We start from the raw sequence: 13,205 nt of genomic DNA on the forward strand, positions 1-13,205 counted from the left end.
CCTTGTCATGTTGATCGGTGGAGGTGATCGGATGCGCCGGCCCTAGACCTGGTCTTTCGTCGCCGCAAGGGGTGAGCGCGCGTCGATGCGTTGTGCAGCCAGCGCGTCGCGCCGAAACCCGTCGAAGCAGCGCCCACCGACGCGCGCCAGTTCTGCTTCGCCCAGTTGCAGCACGGTGTCAGTTCGCCCGGCGCCGAACAGGTCGGCAAAGGCGGTCTCGTAGCGGCTTGAGAGGCCGGGTTGCGCAGCCTCCAGCTGGCGGGGCAGCCATTTGCCGGCGCCATTCCAGCAGTCGCGGGTGCGCAGGCTCAGTTCCGCCAGCAGCGGGTGGAGTCGCGCACCGATGGCGAGCATCTCGGCGCGGCTGCGCTCGCCGCGCAGATCGTCCAGCGCGTCGGTGATCTGGTAGCGGAGGTCTTCGAGCGCTTCGGCACCCAGCGGCCTTGGCCCCGCCGCAAGCCGCGCCGCGACCTTCGCCTGCAGAACCTTGCCGAGCGCGATCCGCCGCCCGATCACTTCGCCCTCGGCCACCATAGAGAGCAAGGAGGGGCGCCCCTTGGCAATATCCTGCTCCATGAACCAAGCGAGCGTGGAAGGATCGTGCACGAACATTTCGACCGGCACGCCGTCGACCGTCTCCGATTCCCGGTGCGCCAGGGGCAGCGCGCGATAGACCACCACCAGATCGATATCCGACCAGGCGCGCCCTTCACCGCGCATGATGGAACCGGCCACAAAGGCGTAATCGGCTCCGGGAAAGCGTTCGAGGAAAATGGACTTGGCAATGGCCAGCGCGCGCGCGGGATCGGTGATCATGATGGCGGCGCCTTATCAGCCCCGCGCGCGGAAGAAAATGCGCCTGAGCCAGAGCGGACCGGGTTTGAGGTGGTGGCGGGTTGGGGCGGATCGGAAGCCCAGGCGCGGACAAGGTGGGCACCTTCACCGAAGGAACGCGCCCTTCTCCCTCCCTCCGTCATTCCCGCGAACGCGGGAATCCAGGTCAGTGCCAGCGCGTTAAGGCGACGTCGAAGCTGGATTCCCGCGTTCGCGGGAATGACGAGGAAGGGCCGCTATACCAAAATCGTGAAGCGGCGGCTGGCTTATCGAATCCGGTAAAAATCCCCTACCCGATCCAGCGCGAAGCCCAGCACCAGCTTGCCGGCCCGCGCCGGCCAGCCGAGCGCGCGTTCGGCCGCGACGAGGCTTTCGCACGCGCATACGACCCGCCACAGGATATCCACCAGACCGGGGCCGGCCGCAGCCAGCGCGCCATTCAGCCGGTCGCGCGCGCTCATTCTTGCGAGCGTCGGCGCTTGGCCCGGCGCCCCGCCTCGCCCGGCGCGAACCGGTACGGCCGCCAGATCCCAGTTCATCGTTACGCGCGCGCCCATGCCGGCCTGCTCCCAATCGCGGCGCAGCGCCTCGGCGGCATCGAACTGGCGCTGGCTCAGCATCCCACGGGCATGGAGCCAACTCGTCGGCGATTCTGCCATGTTGACCATCACGCGCTCGCGCCGCCCATCGGGCCCTTCGATCACTCGTTCCACTGTCTTACCGCGCCGTTCGGTCATGCCCTGCGTCTCCCGTTTCGAGTCGCAAAAACCATTGCCATGTGGCGACAAATGTAGGACATAGCGAACCGTTAAGGTTAATAAGTCAGGTGAGCCGATGATTACGAGGATTAGGGAAGTCCGCAAGGCGCGGGGCCTCACGCTGGAGGGAGTGGCGGCCCGCTGCGAGCCGCCGACCACGGCCCAGACCATCGGTCGCCTCGAAACAGGCACGCGAACCGTATCGGTGAAATGGCTCAACCGTATCGCCGCCGCGTTGGACGTGCAGGCCAGCGACCTCGTCGATCTGCCCGCCAGCGAGAAAGTGCCCGTCGCCGCGCTGGTCGGCCCGGATGGCGCCGGCGCGCCCAGCCGCCCGCTCACGCTGGTGCCGCCCGCTGTGCCCAAGGGCGCGCTCGGCATCCGTATGACCGCCGCGCTTGGCGATTACCGCGCCGGAGACGAATTGTGGTGCGAACCCCTGCCGCCGGAGCGGTTTGCCGACGCGCTCAACCGCGACGTGCTGGTGCCCCGCCCCGCCGGCCGCTTCCTCTTCGGCCGCCTCATCGGCCGCGACGGCGCCATGCTCCACCTCCTCCCACTCGGCATCGGCATGCGTCAGCAAGTGGTGAACGACCCTGCCTGGATCGGCCTGCCGGTGCGGCTGATCCGGGATTTGTGATCCTAATCGCGGCACCCGATAATGCGCTCGTCTGGGACTAAAGTTGATGCCGCATCTGCCTCGGCTGCCTGATGCTTTAGCGATGATCTGAACTTATGACGCAACCTGCGGAGCCCTTTTCCCTCACACTCGCAAGAGACGGTGCCGAGCATTTTCATGGCGCCGCTTCAAATTGCCTTGGAGAAATTTGCGAAATATTGAGCACGCTTCCCGGAGGGCAAGCCGGCTTGCGTCTTCGTAACGTAGCGGGCCTCCGGCCTCTTTTGGCATCCACAGGACCAATAGGATCTTTGGCCGCTTCGGTTCTCGGAGAGCGCTGCCAACCGGTTCGAGCGATCCTGTTCGACAAAACCAACGAGACGAATTGGTCGCTCGCGTGGCATCAAGATCGGACAATATGCGTGCAACGCCGATTGGAGGTCGAAGGCTATGGCCCTTGGAGCACGAAAAGCGGGATGCAACATGTTGAGCCGCCCTTCGCCCTGCTTGAGCGGATGCTGACCCTACGCTGCCACATCGATGATGTTCCAGAAGACAATGCGCCACTTCTGGTTGCGCCAGGCTCACATCGCGCCGGCCGGCTTCCCATAACCCAGTATGATAACGTCGTTCAGAAATGTGGGGTGCGGGCCTGCCTAGCTCAAGCTGGCGATGTCTGGGCTTACGCCACGCCCATTCTACATGCTTCCGCCGCCAAAAAGTCCGCGGGACATCGGCGCGTGTTACAGATCGATTACTCGGCAGACGAACTCAAAGGCGGACTGGAATGGCTAGGCATATAATGCCGGCCGACCTGCAACCAGTCAGCTTTGGACTTCAGGCAGCGCTTACTCAGCGGCGTTCGCCAGGCCCGCCGCACCCGGCTCCGCCACCGGGATCGTCCAGATCGTCACATTCATGAACATGACCATCGCCGCGACGATCATCAGCCAGCCGCGCTTGGCATCGTGCCGCCAGCCGATCATGTAGATGCCGCCCACGCCCAGCGCGATGCCGGCGAGCATGAGGATGGAGAGAATGGTCCCGCTCATGGCCGCCCGATAGCGCCAGCCGCGCGGCCACGCAATCCACGGTGGCATTCTGGGCCCGTGGATACTAGATAGCGGCGCGAAGCCGACTCGTTCAGATTCAGAGTTTGGCCGGGGACCTTCTGCCATGCGTATCGCCATCGCTTCCGACCATGCCGCAACCGACCTCAAGGCCGCGCTGGCCGATTGGTTGCGCGAGCAGGGTCATGATGTGAACGATCTTGGCCCCGCCGCGGGCGAGAGCGTCGACTATCCCGATTATGGCTACAAGCTGGCCGCAGAGATCGCGACCGGTCGCGCAGAGCGCGGCGTGGCGCTGTGCGGATCGGGCATCGGCATTTCCATTGCAGTCAATCGCGATCCGGCCTGCCGCTGCGCGCTGGTGAGCGAGCCGCTCTCCGCCCAGCTCTCGCGCGAGCATAATGATGCGAACGTGATCGCGATGGGCGCCCGCCTGATCGGCCCGGAAATGGCCAAGGCCTGCCTCACCGCTTTCCTCACCACCGAATTCGGCGGCGATCGCCACGCCCGTCGCGTCGATAAGCTCGGCAATCCGCCGGCGCTCGCCACGACGGCGTGATGCCGCGCCCTATCCGTTGAACATAATTGAACACAGACGTCTGATAACAAGGAACATCCGCTCATGACTGCCTCGCCAGCCGCTGCCGATCTCGACAACCAGCCCGCCATCCGCGCTCAGGGCTTTTTCTCGACCGGCCTTGCGGACGCCGATCCGGAGGTGTTCGCCGCCATTCAGGGCGAGCTCAAGCGCCAGCAGGACAAGATCGAGCTGATCGCCTCCGAGAACATCGTCAGCAAGGCGGTGCTGGAAGCGACCGGCAGCGTGTTCACCAACAAATATGCCGAGGGCTATCCCGGCAAGCGCTATTATGGTGGCTGCGAGTGGGCCGACGTGGTGGAGAACCTCGCCATCGAGCGCGCCAAGAAGCTCTTCGGGTGCGACTTCGCCAACGTGCAGCCCAATAGCGGCAGCCAGATGAACCAGGCAGTGTTCCTGGCGCTGCTGCAGCCGGGCGACACCTTCATGGGCCTCGATCTGTCCGCGGGTGGCCACCTTACCCATGGGTCGCCGGTCAACATGTCCGGCAAGTGGTTCAACTGCGTGTCCTACGGCGTGCGCAAGGAAGACCAGCTGCTCGATATGGACGAGGTGATCGCCAAGGCCCGCGAGCACAAGCCCAAGCTGATCATCGCGGGCGCCACGGCCTATCCGCGCGTGTGGGACTTCGCGGCTTTCCGCGCTATTGCCGATGAAGTGGGCGCCTATCTGTTGGTCGACATGTCGCACTTCTCCGGCCTCGTCGCGGGTGGCGCGCATCCCTCGCCCTTCCCGCACGCCCATGTCGTGACAACGACCACGCACAAGTCGCTGCGTGGCCCCCGCTCAGGCATCATCCTCACCAATGACGAGGCGCTGGCCAAGAAGTTCAACTCGGCGGTCTTCCCCGGTCTGCAGGGTGGCCCGCTGGTGCATGTCATCGCCGCCAAGGCCGTCGCCTTTGCCGAGGCGCTGCAGCCCGAGTTCAAGGCTTATGCCCACCAGATCGTCGCCAATGCCAAGGCACTGGCGGCCAGTCTCGCCGACGCTGGCGTGGCGGTGGTATCGGGCGGCACAGATAATCACCTGATGCTGATCGACCTGCGCTCGCGCAACACGACTGGCAAGGCGGCCGAGAAGGCGCTGGATCGCGCCTACATCACCTGCAACAAGAACAGCGTGCCGTTCGACACGGCGAGCCCGTTCGTCACCTCCGGCCTGCGCCTCGGCACGCCGGCGGGCACGACGCGCGGGTTCCGCGAGGCCGAGTTCCGCCAGATCGGCGGCTGGATCGCCGAAGTCGTCGAGGGCCTGCGTCGCAATGGCGATGAAGGCGACGGCCAGATCGAGGCGCATGTGCGTGAGAAGGTGAAGGCCCTCACCGCCGCCTTCCCGATCTACTGAGCAAGGACAGCGACCGATGAGCAAGCCCGACGATCTCGCCCAGCGCGCCAAGGCGGAAGCCACCGGCATGGCCAAGCAGGGGCTTGCCCATCCCTCCACCAAGCCAGTGCTGACAGGTGCCGCGATTGGCGCGGTGGCCGGGCTGGTCCTGCCGGTGGTCTCGCTGCCGCTCGGCCTTGTGGCCGGCGCCGGTATCGCCTTCTGGCAGAGGATTCGCCGCTAAATGCGCTGTCCTTATTGCGCCCATGAAGACAGCCAGGTGAAGGACAGCCGCCCCACCGAGGACGGCGCCGCGATCCGCCGCCGCCGCCAGTGCGAAGGCTGCGGCGCGCGCTTCACCACGTTCGAGCGCATCCAGCTACGCGACATCGCCGTCGCGAAATCGAACGGCACCAGCGAGCCCTTCGACCGGGACAAGCTCGCGCGCTCCATCGAAATCGCCTGCCGCAAGCGGGCGATCGACACGGTGCGCATCGAGCGGCTGGTCTCCGGCATCCAGCGCCAGCTCGAAACCAGCGGCGAGACGGAAGTCCCGGCCGCCCGCATCGGCGAACTGGCGATGGAAGGCCTCAAGGGCCTGGACAGCGTCGCGTATATCCGCTTCGCCAGCGTCTATCGCGATTTTACCGAGGCGAAGGATTTTGAGTCCTTTGCAGGGTCGATCCGTGAGGTCGGCCGGGAGTGAGGCACCACGTCGCCCTCACCCCGTTCGCCCTGAGTAGTCACTGAGCCTGTCGAAGTGGCGTATCGAAGGGCCTTGCCATGAGCTTCTACACCTATCTGCTGAAGTGCGCCGATGGCAGCTATTATGCCGGGCATACGGACAATCTGGACCTGCGCATTGCCCAACATGAGTCTGGATCAATTCCCGGCTACACAGCAACGCGCTTGCCAGTCGCTCTTTCGTGGTCGGAATCGTTCGGAACGCGCGAGGAAGCATTGAGTGCGGAGCAACAGATCAAGGGCTGGTCACGCAAGAAGAAGGAAGCGCTGATCGCGGGAGATTTTGCGGCCCTCAAGGAAGCGGCGCGCAAGTCCTTCGATACGCCGCTTCGACAGGCTCAGCAGCAACTCAGGACGAACGGGGAAGAAACAGCCGCATTTCCTTCCGTCAGCGCTACTGCCTCGCCTGCGCTCAGTTCGGCCCTTCGACTTCGCTCAGGGCGAACGGAGGAAAGTGAGCAAGTGCAAGGGCATGACACTCCACGCCCCGTCATCGTCCTCGTCCGCCCTCAACTCGGTGAGAACATCGGCAAGGCGGCGCGGGCGATGCTCAATTTCGGGCTGACCGAGATGCGGCTGGTCACGCCGCGCGATGGTTGGCCCAATCCGGCGGCAGGCCCCGCAGCCGCGGGCGCGGACGAGGTTCTGGCCAACGCGCGGGTGTTCGAGACGCTGGCCGATGCCGTGGCGGACTGTCCGCATGTCTATGCCACCACCGTGCGCAAGCGCGGCGTGACCAAGCCTGTCGTGACGCCGGAAGAAGCCGCGCGGGATATCCACCTTGCGCAAGGGCGCAGTGCCATCGTCTTCGGCCCGGAGCGTTCCGGGCTGGAAACCGACGATGTGGCGCTTGCCCGGGCTATCCTCACGGTGCCGATCAACCCGGAGTTCGGCTCGCTCAACCTCGCGCAGGCCGTCATCCTGTGCGCTTATGAGTGGTCCAAGCAGGCGGCGCTCAGCCAGCCCACCCACACCGACCTGCTGCCCCCCGCCCCGCAGGAAGAGCTGGAGGGCATGATCGCCCAGCTCGATGGCATGCTGGAGCAAGCCGGCTATTTCTACCCGCCAGATCGCGCCCCGGCGACACGGCGCACCCTGCGCGGCGTGCTCACCAAGCCCGGCTGGAACAGCCTGGAGGTGCGGACGCTGCGCGGCGTTCTTTCCGCGCTCGCCAATCCGCGCCCGCGCTGACAATCAGCGACGCTGACACCGCGCGACAGGCCCATTGCCGCCATCTTGCGGGTCAAAACCGACGAACCTCCCTGCCATCGCGGCCAGCCGTGCCACCGCTCTGGTGCCCGAGCGCTTTCTTGTTCAAGGCTGGTGCGCGTCAGGAAGAAGAATGAGAACAGACGTTTCGGGTCGTGAACATCATTGGGACGCCATGCGCGCCCTGCTCATGCTGCTCGGCATTCCCTATCATGTCGCCATGGCCTACCGCGCCAATGACGTGTGGATCGTCAATGCGGGCGAAGGTGATCTCATCTTCACATGGATCGCCGGCATCATCCACCTGTTCAGAATGCCCGCCTTCTTCGTGATCGCTGGTTATTTCGCCGCGCTGCTGCTGATGCGCCGCGCGCCCGGTGCGTGGATGAAGAACCGCCTGATCCGCCTCGGCCTGCCCTTCATCGCGGCGCTGCTCACCCTCAATCCGCTGCTTAACCTGTTCTGCGAACTCTCCAATTTCAGCCTCTGGGGCGCCTTGGGCTCGCTGGAGAAGAACAGCCTGCAATCCGGCGGATATTGGGTACGGCATTTGTGGTTCATCATCGTGCTGCTTTATCTTTGCGGTGCGGCCGCCCTGCTCTGCCATCTCGCACCGCGCGCGGGGCAGGCTGTGCTTCCCGCGCGTATCGATGACTGGCTGGGCCGGCATATGGCAGCGGTCGTGATCGGCCTCGGCGTCGTGATCGGCGCCTGGCAGGCTTACGCGATCGAGCTCTTCTATGCCTGGGGTTTTGCCACCAACCTGCCCCAGCAAATCCTGCGGATCGACCAGTTGATCCAGTTCGCGCCGTGGTTCGCGCTCGGCTGGCTGGTCTGCCGCGCCCCCGAGTTCCGGGCAGCGCTGCACAAGCCTTCCGCGTTGCTTGCGCTCACCGCCCTCGCCGCCACCCTGCTCTACCTCCAGATCGGGCGAGACGTGCATCCAATGACCGAGCGGTTCATCGGCACCATTGCGGCGATCACCATTACGCAAGCCCTCATTGCCGCCACCAAGCGGCTTGCGGACAGGCCAAGCCCGGCGGTGCAGGCGCTGGTAAGCGGGGCCTTCGTGATTTATCTCGTCCATCTGCCGATCACGGCCGGTCTCGTCGTCCTCGGCCAGCACATCCCGATGCCGGTGGTGGTGAAGGCGGGCGTGATCACCGCGCTCACCATGGCACTCAGTTGGGGCTGCTGGCGCATCGTCCAGGCCTCTCCTACCCTACGCCTGCTGTATGACGGCGTGGGGCCGGAGCTTCCGCGCCTGTCCACAGCCCCCGCGCGAAAGACCGCCACCGCGACGGCACCTTGACTTTCCGCCCCTCGCCCGCCATAGGCGCGCCTTCGCAATCGGCCCCGCACCCCGGTGCAGCGGCGGCCCTGCCTCTGAAAATGAGTGTCAGGCGAAAGACCGGGATCGACGCCAAACCCTTTCAGGGCGCGGCAGACGTTGTTCGCAATTGAAGGAAAGTCATCATGACGAAGCGCACAAGCGCCAAGTACAAGCTCGACCGTCGCATGGGCGAGAACATCTGGGGTCGCCCCAAGAGCCCGGTCAACAAGCGTGAATATGGCCCCGGTCAGCACGGCCAGCGCCGCAAGGGCAAGATGTCCGACTACGGCATCCAGCTGCGCGCCAAGCAGAAGCTCAAGGGCTATTATGGCGACGTGACAGAGAAGCAGTTCAAGAAGAGCTACATCGAAGCCAGCCGCATGAAGGGCGACACCAGCCAGAACCTCATCGGTCTGCTCGAGCGTCGTCTGGACGCGGTTGTCTACCGCGCCAAGTTTGCGCCGACGATCTTCTCGGCTCGCCAGATCGTCTCGCACGGCCACATCTATGTGAACGGCGTGAAGTGCAACATCGCCTCGCGTCTGGTGAAGCCGGGCGACGAGATCACGCTCGGCAAGAAGGCGCAGGAAATGGCGCTCGTTCTCGAGGCGCAGAGCCTGCCCGAGCGCGACATCCCCGACTATCTCGCCCCCGATGGCGCCACCAAGATCACCTATACCCGCGTCCCCACGCTGGACGAGGTGCCCTATCCGGTGAAGATGGAGCCGAACCTGGTCGTCGAGTTCTACTCGCGCTGATCGATCGGCCTCTCAGGCAGATTTCAAAAAAAGGCGGTCCGGCAACGGGCCGCCTTTTTTCATTATTCTGAACCGGCGCCCTGCCGCTTGAACGCACCCGGAGGCGATGCCATGAGGAGGGCTAACAATTTGAAAGCTCTGTCATGCGCCCCGTTCTTGCCCTGTTCGCCTTACCGCTCATTGCCTTGGCAGGATGTCATTCCCGAGACGTTGTGCAGAGCAGTGCGACGACAGCGCCCGCGCCGATCGCCCAGACGCCGACATCCGACTTCATCCTTCCGGCTCCGCAACCCGGCCGCCTGATCGACATCAACCTGCTCAAAAGCGCCACGCGCACCCTGTCCTCGGACGCTTTCGAAGGGCGCGCGCCCGGGACTGTCGGCGAGGAAGAGACCGTCTCCTATCTCATCGCCCAGATGCGCAAGGCTGGCCTGAAACCGGGCAACAAGGGAAGCTGGACACAGGACGTGCCGCTGGTCGAACTGACACCCTCGCCGGACATGACCTTGCGGATCGCCGGGGCAAAAACCGCCATCAACCTCGCCTACAAAACGGATATGGTCGCGGGCACCTATCGGGTGGTGCCGACGAGCACGGTCGCGGCCAGCGACATGGTGTTCGTCGGCTACGGCATCAACGCGCCCGAACGGGGCTGGAACGATTATGCCGGCGTTGATGTGCGCGGCAAGACGGTGGTCATCCTCGTCAACGATCCCGATTACGAGATGGAAGGTCTCGACGGTCCCTTCGAGGGTCGCGCCATGACCTATTATGGCCGCTGGACCTACAAATATGAGGAAGCCGCGCGGCAAGGCGCCGCTGCCGCGCTGATCGTTCACGAGACATTCCCGGCCGCTTATCCATGGGACGTGGTCGTCTCCTCCTGGACCGGGCCGCAGCTCAACATCGATGTGCCGGGCGATCATATGGATCAGTCGGCCGCGGCCGGCTGGTTGACGCTCGATGCTGCCAAACGCGTCTTCGCTGCGGCCGGCAAGGATTTCGTCGCGCTCAGCGCGGCGGCCAAGCGCTCGGGCTTCCGGGCGGTGCCCCTGGGTGACCTCAAGGCCAGCATCACCATCAACAACACGGTCCGCCGCCAACGCTCGCGCAACGTGATCGGCATCCTCCCCGGCACCAGCCGGCCTGACGATTATGTGCTCTACACCGCGCACTGGGATCATCTGGGCCGGTGCGAACCGATCGATGGCGACGACATCTGCAATGGCGCGGTCGATAACGCGACGGGCACGGCCGCGCTGATTGCGCTGGCCAAGGCTCACCGTGACGCCGGACCAACTGCGCGCACGCTGGTCTTTCTCGCCGTGACGGCGGAGGAAGCCGGCCTGCTCGGCTCGGCTTATTATGCCGAGAACCCCGTCTTCCCGCTCGCGCGGACGGTAGGTGGCATCAACATGGATGCGCTGAACATGGCGGGGCCGACCCGCGATGTGGTGGTCATCGGCGGCGGCAAATCCCAGCTGGAGCTGTTCCTCGAACGCGCCGTCAAGGATGCCGGCCGCGTCATCAAGCCCGAGCCGGCGCCGGAAAAAGGCAGCTTCTACCGCTCGGACCATTTCAGCTTCGCAAAGCAGGGCGTGCCCATGCTGTATGCCGAGAGCGGCGAGGACCTGGTGGATGGCGGCGTGACGGCCGGCCAGGCCGCGGCCGAAGATTACACGGTCCACCGCTATCACAAGCCGCAGGACGAATATGATCCCCGCTGGAATTGGGCCGGCGCGGCAAGCGATCTCCAGCTTCATTATCGCATCGGCCGCGAACTGGCGCAGAGCGACGTGTGGCCCAACTGGTTCTCAACCGCAGAATTCCGGACGATTCGCGACCAGAGTCGAAACGGTGCGAATGCGCCAAAGTAGACGGAACAGGTTATTAAGAGCCTTGGTGTTAAAACTTTAAATCATCGATTTGTTAAGGCCAGTTGTTCTGAGCAAGCGATGAGTTGTTGCGGTGCAAAAATGAGTTGCGCGAAAGCGCAGCCAAAGCTAGCCCAAGGCGCAAATCAGGGAAATTCCGTCGACATGGCTACTGTTAACCCGCGTTCCTTTCACCCTTCCCGGGTAGACCATGAAAGAACGCTCGAGGCGGGCCTGTCCGTTATCACGCAAGAGGCCGCTGGTCTCGCAGCCTTGGCTGCGTCGCTCGATCAGTCCTTTTCGGATGCCGTCAACGTCATCCTGAATACGCCCGGCCGTGTCGTCGTCGCAGGCGTCGGTAAGTCCGGGCATATTGCCCGCAAGATTGCAGCAACCTTTGCTGCGACCGGTACATCCTCCTTCTTTCTTCACGCCGGGGAAGCAGCCCATGGCGACCTGGGGATGCTGAGTCAGGGCGATGTGCTGATCATTCTCTCCAACAGCGGCTTTTCGCCGGAATTGCGCCCGCTGCTCACTTATGCCGGGCGGCGGGGCGTACAGGTGATCGGTATTGTCTCGCGGCGTCATTCGCCGCTGGGCGTCGCAGCCGATATCGTCCTGCAACTGCCCGACGCACCAGAGGCCTGTCCCGTGCGGATTGCGCCGACGACCTCCACCACGATGATGTTGGCGCTTGGCGACGCGCTGGCCATGGCTGCCATGGAACGTCGCGGCCTCACGCGCACCGATATTGCCCAATGGCATCCCGGCGGAGACATCGGCTCGCGCCTCGCGCCGATCGAAGAAGTGATTAACGTCAACGACCCGCTTCCCCTGGTCCGCTGGGACGCGCCGATGCGCGACGTGGTTTTCGAGATGACAAGCGGCGGCAAGGGCGTGGCGGGCGTCGTGTCCGATGATGGCTCGTTGGTCGGCATCATTACCGATGGCGATTTGCGCCGCGCCTTCGACCATGTGCTTACCGCCCGTGCGGCCGATATCATGACCAGCGCCCCCATCACTGTGCCCGTGGGCACGCTGGTGGAAGAAGTTCTCACCCTCATGAACGATGCCAAGATCACGGTGCTGTTCGTCACGGCGCAGGATGACCGCGCAAAGCCCGTGGGCATCGCGCATATTCACGATCTCGCGCCCTGAGCGGGTGCGCCATGATCGCCGGTCAACGTCACGCCCAGATTGACCGCGAGGCTGATGGAACCCGGCTTGCATTCGGCCCGAGATTAGACGACGGGGAGCCGCATGAGTGAGCGCCCTGCCCTGGCTGACGCCGGGACCGTCATCATTATCCCGACACGCTATGGATCCAGCCGTTATCCCGGCAAACCGCTGGCGCCCATCATGGGCCCTGATGGCATCACGAAGACGCTCATCGGGTGGAGCCATGACGGCGCGCTTGCCGTCTCGCGAGACGCAGCTGTCGTCGTCGCGACGGACGACAGGCGGATCACCGACGAAGTCGATGGCTTTGGCGGCCAGTGGCTGATGACGCCGGAAAGCTGCGGCAATGGCACCGAGCGGGTGGCGGCCTGCCTCGACGCGCTGCCCAATGCGCAACTCCTCGTCAACTTCCAGGGCGATGCGCTGCTCACCCCGCCGGCTTTCGTCACTGCCCTGATCGACCATATGAACGCCAATTCGGAGGCGCAGGTCGCGACCGTCGCGGTGCGTTGCTCAGCCGAAACCTATCGCCACCTTGCCGAGGATGCCGCGCAAGGCCGGGTCGGCGGCACCACCGTCGTGGTCAACGACCGTTCCGAAGCGCTGTACTTTTCCAAGCGCATCCTCCCCTATCTGCCGGACGGCCGCATGCCGGACGAAGACATGCCCGTCCTGCTCCATCTTGGCCTCTACGCCTATCGCCGCGCCGCGCTGGAGCGCTATGTCGCGCTGGGGCCGACGATGCTGGAGGCAGTCGAGGGCCTCGAACAGTTGCGCTTCCTCGTCGCGGGCATACCGGTCTCGGTCGTCACGCTTGAGGAACAAGGCTATCCCATCGTAGAGGTGAACAACCCCAGCGACGTTCCGCTGGTCGAAGGGATTCTCAGCGCGCGCGCCTTGCCCTAG

General features: G+C 64.4%; 15 protein-coding genes. 12 read left to right on the forward strand and 3 right to left on the reverse strand.

The genetic code is table 11. From position 1 onward, the window contains the following. Nucleotides 1-42 precede the first annotated feature (42 nt). Complete coding sequence (locus M2332_RS04400; RefSeq protein WP_264573117.1) at nucleotides 43-816, reverse strand: nucleotidyltransferase domain-containing protein; 774 nt, start codon at nucleotides 814-816, stop codon at nucleotides 43-45. A gap of 284 nt (nucleotides 817-1,100) precedes the next feature. Beyond that, nucleotides 1,101-1,571 (reverse strand): DUF6456 domain-containing protein, encoded by a 471-nt coding sequence (locus tag M2332_RS04405; protein ID WP_264573118.1) that lies wholly within the window; start codon nucleotides 1,569-1,571, stop codon nucleotides 1,101-1,103. 97 nt (nucleotides 1,572-1,668) lie between these two features. On the opposite strand from M2332_RS04405, the gene M2332_RS04410 reads away from it, so the two are divergent. After that, nucleotides 1,669-2,232, forward strand: coding sequence for a helix-turn-helix domain-containing protein (locus tag M2332_RS04410; RefSeq protein ID WP_181560009.1), 564 nt, complete (start codon nucleotides 1,669-1,671; stop codon nucleotides 2,230-2,232). Nucleotides 2,233-2,327: 95 nt separating this feature from the next. Then, nucleotides 2,328-3,014, forward strand: a complete 687-nt coding sequence (locus M2332_RS04415; RefSeq protein ID WP_264573119.1) for a phytanoyl-CoA dioxygenase family protein — start codon at nucleotides 2,328-2,330, stop codon at nucleotides 3,012-3,014. A 45-nt stretch (nucleotides 3,015-3,059) separates the two neighbouring features. Here M2332_RS04415 and M2332_RS04420 read toward each other — a convergent pair whose 3' ends face one another. Then, the gene (locus M2332_RS04420) at nucleotides 3,060-3,263 is read right to left on the reverse strand and encodes a hypothetical protein (protein ID WP_264573120.1); all 204 of its coding nucleotides are present in this window, start codon (nucleotides 3,261-3,263) and stop codon (nucleotides 3,060-3,062) included. 124 nt (nucleotides 3,264-3,387) lie between these two features. On the opposite strand from M2332_RS04420, the gene rpiB reads away from it, so the two are divergent. The 10 genes from rpiB to M2332_RS04470 all read left to right on the forward strand — a co-directional run bounded on the left by rpiB (nucleotide 3,388) and on the right by M2332_RS04470 (nucleotide 13,205). Continuing rightward, a complete protein-coding gene (gene rpiB, locus M2332_RS04425; RefSeq protein ID WP_264573121.1) occupies nucleotides 3,388-3,840 on the forward strand; it encodes a ribose 5-phosphate isomerase B in 453 nt (150 codons plus the stop codon). Between the two features lie 63 nt (nucleotides 3,841-3,903). Then, entirely contained in the window at nucleotides 3,904-5,223 is a 1,320-nt protein-coding gene (gene glyA / locus M2332_RS04430; RefSeq protein ID WP_264570689.1) for a serine hydroxymethyltransferase, read from the forward strand. Nucleotides 5,224-5,239: 16 nt separating this feature from the next. Beyond that, nucleotides 5,240-5,446 (forward strand): hypothetical protein, encoded by a 207-nt coding sequence (locus M2332_RS04435; protein ID WP_264570690.1) that lies wholly within the window; start codon nucleotides 5,240-5,242, stop codon nucleotides 5,444-5,446. Continuing rightward, the gene (gene nrdR / locus M2332_RS04440; RefSeq protein WP_181560014.1) at nucleotides 5,447-5,908 is read left to right on the forward strand and encodes a transcriptional regulator NrdR; all 462 of its coding nucleotides are present in this window, start codon (nucleotides 5,447-5,449) and stop codon (nucleotides 5,906-5,908) included. A gap of 77 nt (nucleotides 5,909-5,985) precedes the next feature. Then, the gene (locus M2332_RS04445; protein WP_264573122.1) at nucleotides 5,986-7,137 is read left to right on the forward strand and encodes a TrmJ/YjtD family RNA methyltransferase; all 1,152 of its coding nucleotides are present in this window, start codon (nucleotides 5,986-5,988) and stop codon (nucleotides 7,135-7,137) included. Between the two features lie 151 nt (nucleotides 7,138-7,288). Next, nucleotides 7,289-8,467: an acyltransferase family protein gene (locus M2332_RS04450; RefSeq protein WP_264573123.1), complete on the forward strand. Its 1,179-nt coding sequence runs from the start codon at nucleotides 7,289-7,291 to the stop codon at nucleotides 8,465-8,467. Between the two features lie 164 nt (nucleotides 8,468-8,631). Continuing rightward, nucleotides 8,632-9,246 (forward strand): 30S ribosomal protein S4, encoded by a 615-nt coding sequence (gene rpsD / locus M2332_RS04455; RefSeq protein WP_181560017.1) that lies wholly within the window; start codon nucleotides 8,632-8,634, stop codon nucleotides 9,244-9,246. A gap of 143 nt (nucleotides 9,247-9,389) precedes the next feature. Then, nucleotides 9,390-11,123: a M28 family metallopeptidase gene (locus tag M2332_RS04460; protein WP_264573124.1), complete on the forward strand. Its 1,734-nt coding sequence runs from the start codon at nucleotides 9,390-9,392 to the stop codon at nucleotides 11,121-11,123. A gap of 270 nt (nucleotides 11,124-11,393) precedes the next feature. Then, complete coding sequence (locus tag M2332_RS04465) at nucleotides 11,394-12,278, forward strand: KpsF/GutQ family sugar-phosphate isomerase (RefSeq protein ID WP_319799386.1); 885 nt, start codon at nucleotides 11,394-11,396, stop codon at nucleotides 12,276-12,278. A gap of 102 nt (nucleotides 12,279-12,380) precedes the next feature. Beyond that, on the forward strand, nucleotides 12,381-13,205 hold the full coding sequence (locus M2332_RS04470; protein ID WP_264573126.1) for a 3-deoxy-manno-octulosonate cytidylyltransferase: 825 nt from the start codon (nucleotides 12,381-12,383) through the stop codon (nucleotides 13,203-13,205).

Origin of the sequence: Sphingobium sp. B11D3A, assembly GCF_025961695.1 — a bacterium.
In the GTDB taxonomy this organism is placed as follows: Bacteria; Pseudomonadota; Alphaproteobacteria; order Sphingomonadales; family Sphingomonadaceae; genus Sphingobium.

What these genes read in the sequence shown, in the direction of transcription:
- M2332_RS04435 (WP_264570690.1), top strand. Translation starts at nt 5,240, where the DNA reads ATGAGCAAGCCCGACGATCTCGCCCAGCGCGCCAAGGCGGAAGCCACC.
- M2332_RS04470 (WP_264573126.1), top strand. Translation starts at nt 12,381, where the DNA reads ATGAGTGAGCGCCCTGCCCTGGCTGACGCCGGGACCGTCATCATTATC.
- rpiB (WP_264573121.1), top strand. Translation starts at nt 3,388, where the DNA reads ATGCGTATCGCCATCGCTTCCGACCATGCCGCAACCGACCTCAAGGCC.
- M2332_RS04445 (WP_264573122.1), top strand. Translation starts at nt 5,986, where the DNA reads ATGAGCTTCTACACCTATCTGCTGAAGTGCGCCGATGGCAGCTATTAT.
- M2332_RS04400 (WP_264573117.1), bottom strand. Translation starts at nt 816, where the DNA reads ATGATCACCGATCCCGCGCGCGCGCTGGCCATTGCCAAGTCCATTTTC.
- M2332_RS04410 (WP_181560009.1), top strand. Translation starts at nt 1,669, where the DNA reads ATGATTACGAGGATTAGGGAAGTCCGCAAGGCGCGGGGCCTCACGCTG.
- rpsD (WP_181560017.1), top strand. Translation starts at nt 8,632, where the DNA reads ATGACGAAGCGCACAAGCGCCAAGTACAAGCTCGACCGTCGCATGGGC.
- nrdR (WP_181560014.1), top strand. Translation starts at nt 5,447, where the DNA reads ATGCGCTGTCCTTATTGCGCCCATGAAGACAGCCAGGTGAAGGACAGC.
- M2332_RS04460 (WP_264573124.1), top strand. Translation starts at nt 9,390, where the DNA reads ATGCGCCCCGTTCTTGCCCTGTTCGCCTTACCGCTCATTGCCTTGGCA.
- M2332_RS04420 (WP_264573120.1), bottom strand. Translation starts at nt 3,263, where the DNA reads ATGAGCGGGACCATTCTCTCCATCCTCATGCTCGCCGGCATCGCGCTG.
- M2332_RS04405 (WP_264573118.1), bottom strand. Translation starts at nt 1,571, where the DNA reads ATGACCGAACGGCGCGGTAAGACAGTGGAACGAGTGATCGAAGGGCCC.
- M2332_RS04415 (WP_264573119.1), top strand. Translation starts at nt 2,328, where the DNA reads ATGACGCAACCTGCGGAGCCCTTTTCCCTCACACTCGCAAGAGACGGT.
- glyA (WP_264570689.1), top strand. Translation starts at nt 3,904, where the DNA reads ATGACTGCCTCGCCAGCCGCTGCCGATCTCGACAACCAGCCCGCCATC.
- M2332_RS04450 (WP_264573123.1), top strand. Translation starts at nt 7,289, where the DNA reads ATGAGAACAGACGTTTCGGGTCGTGAACATCATTGGGACGCCATGCGC.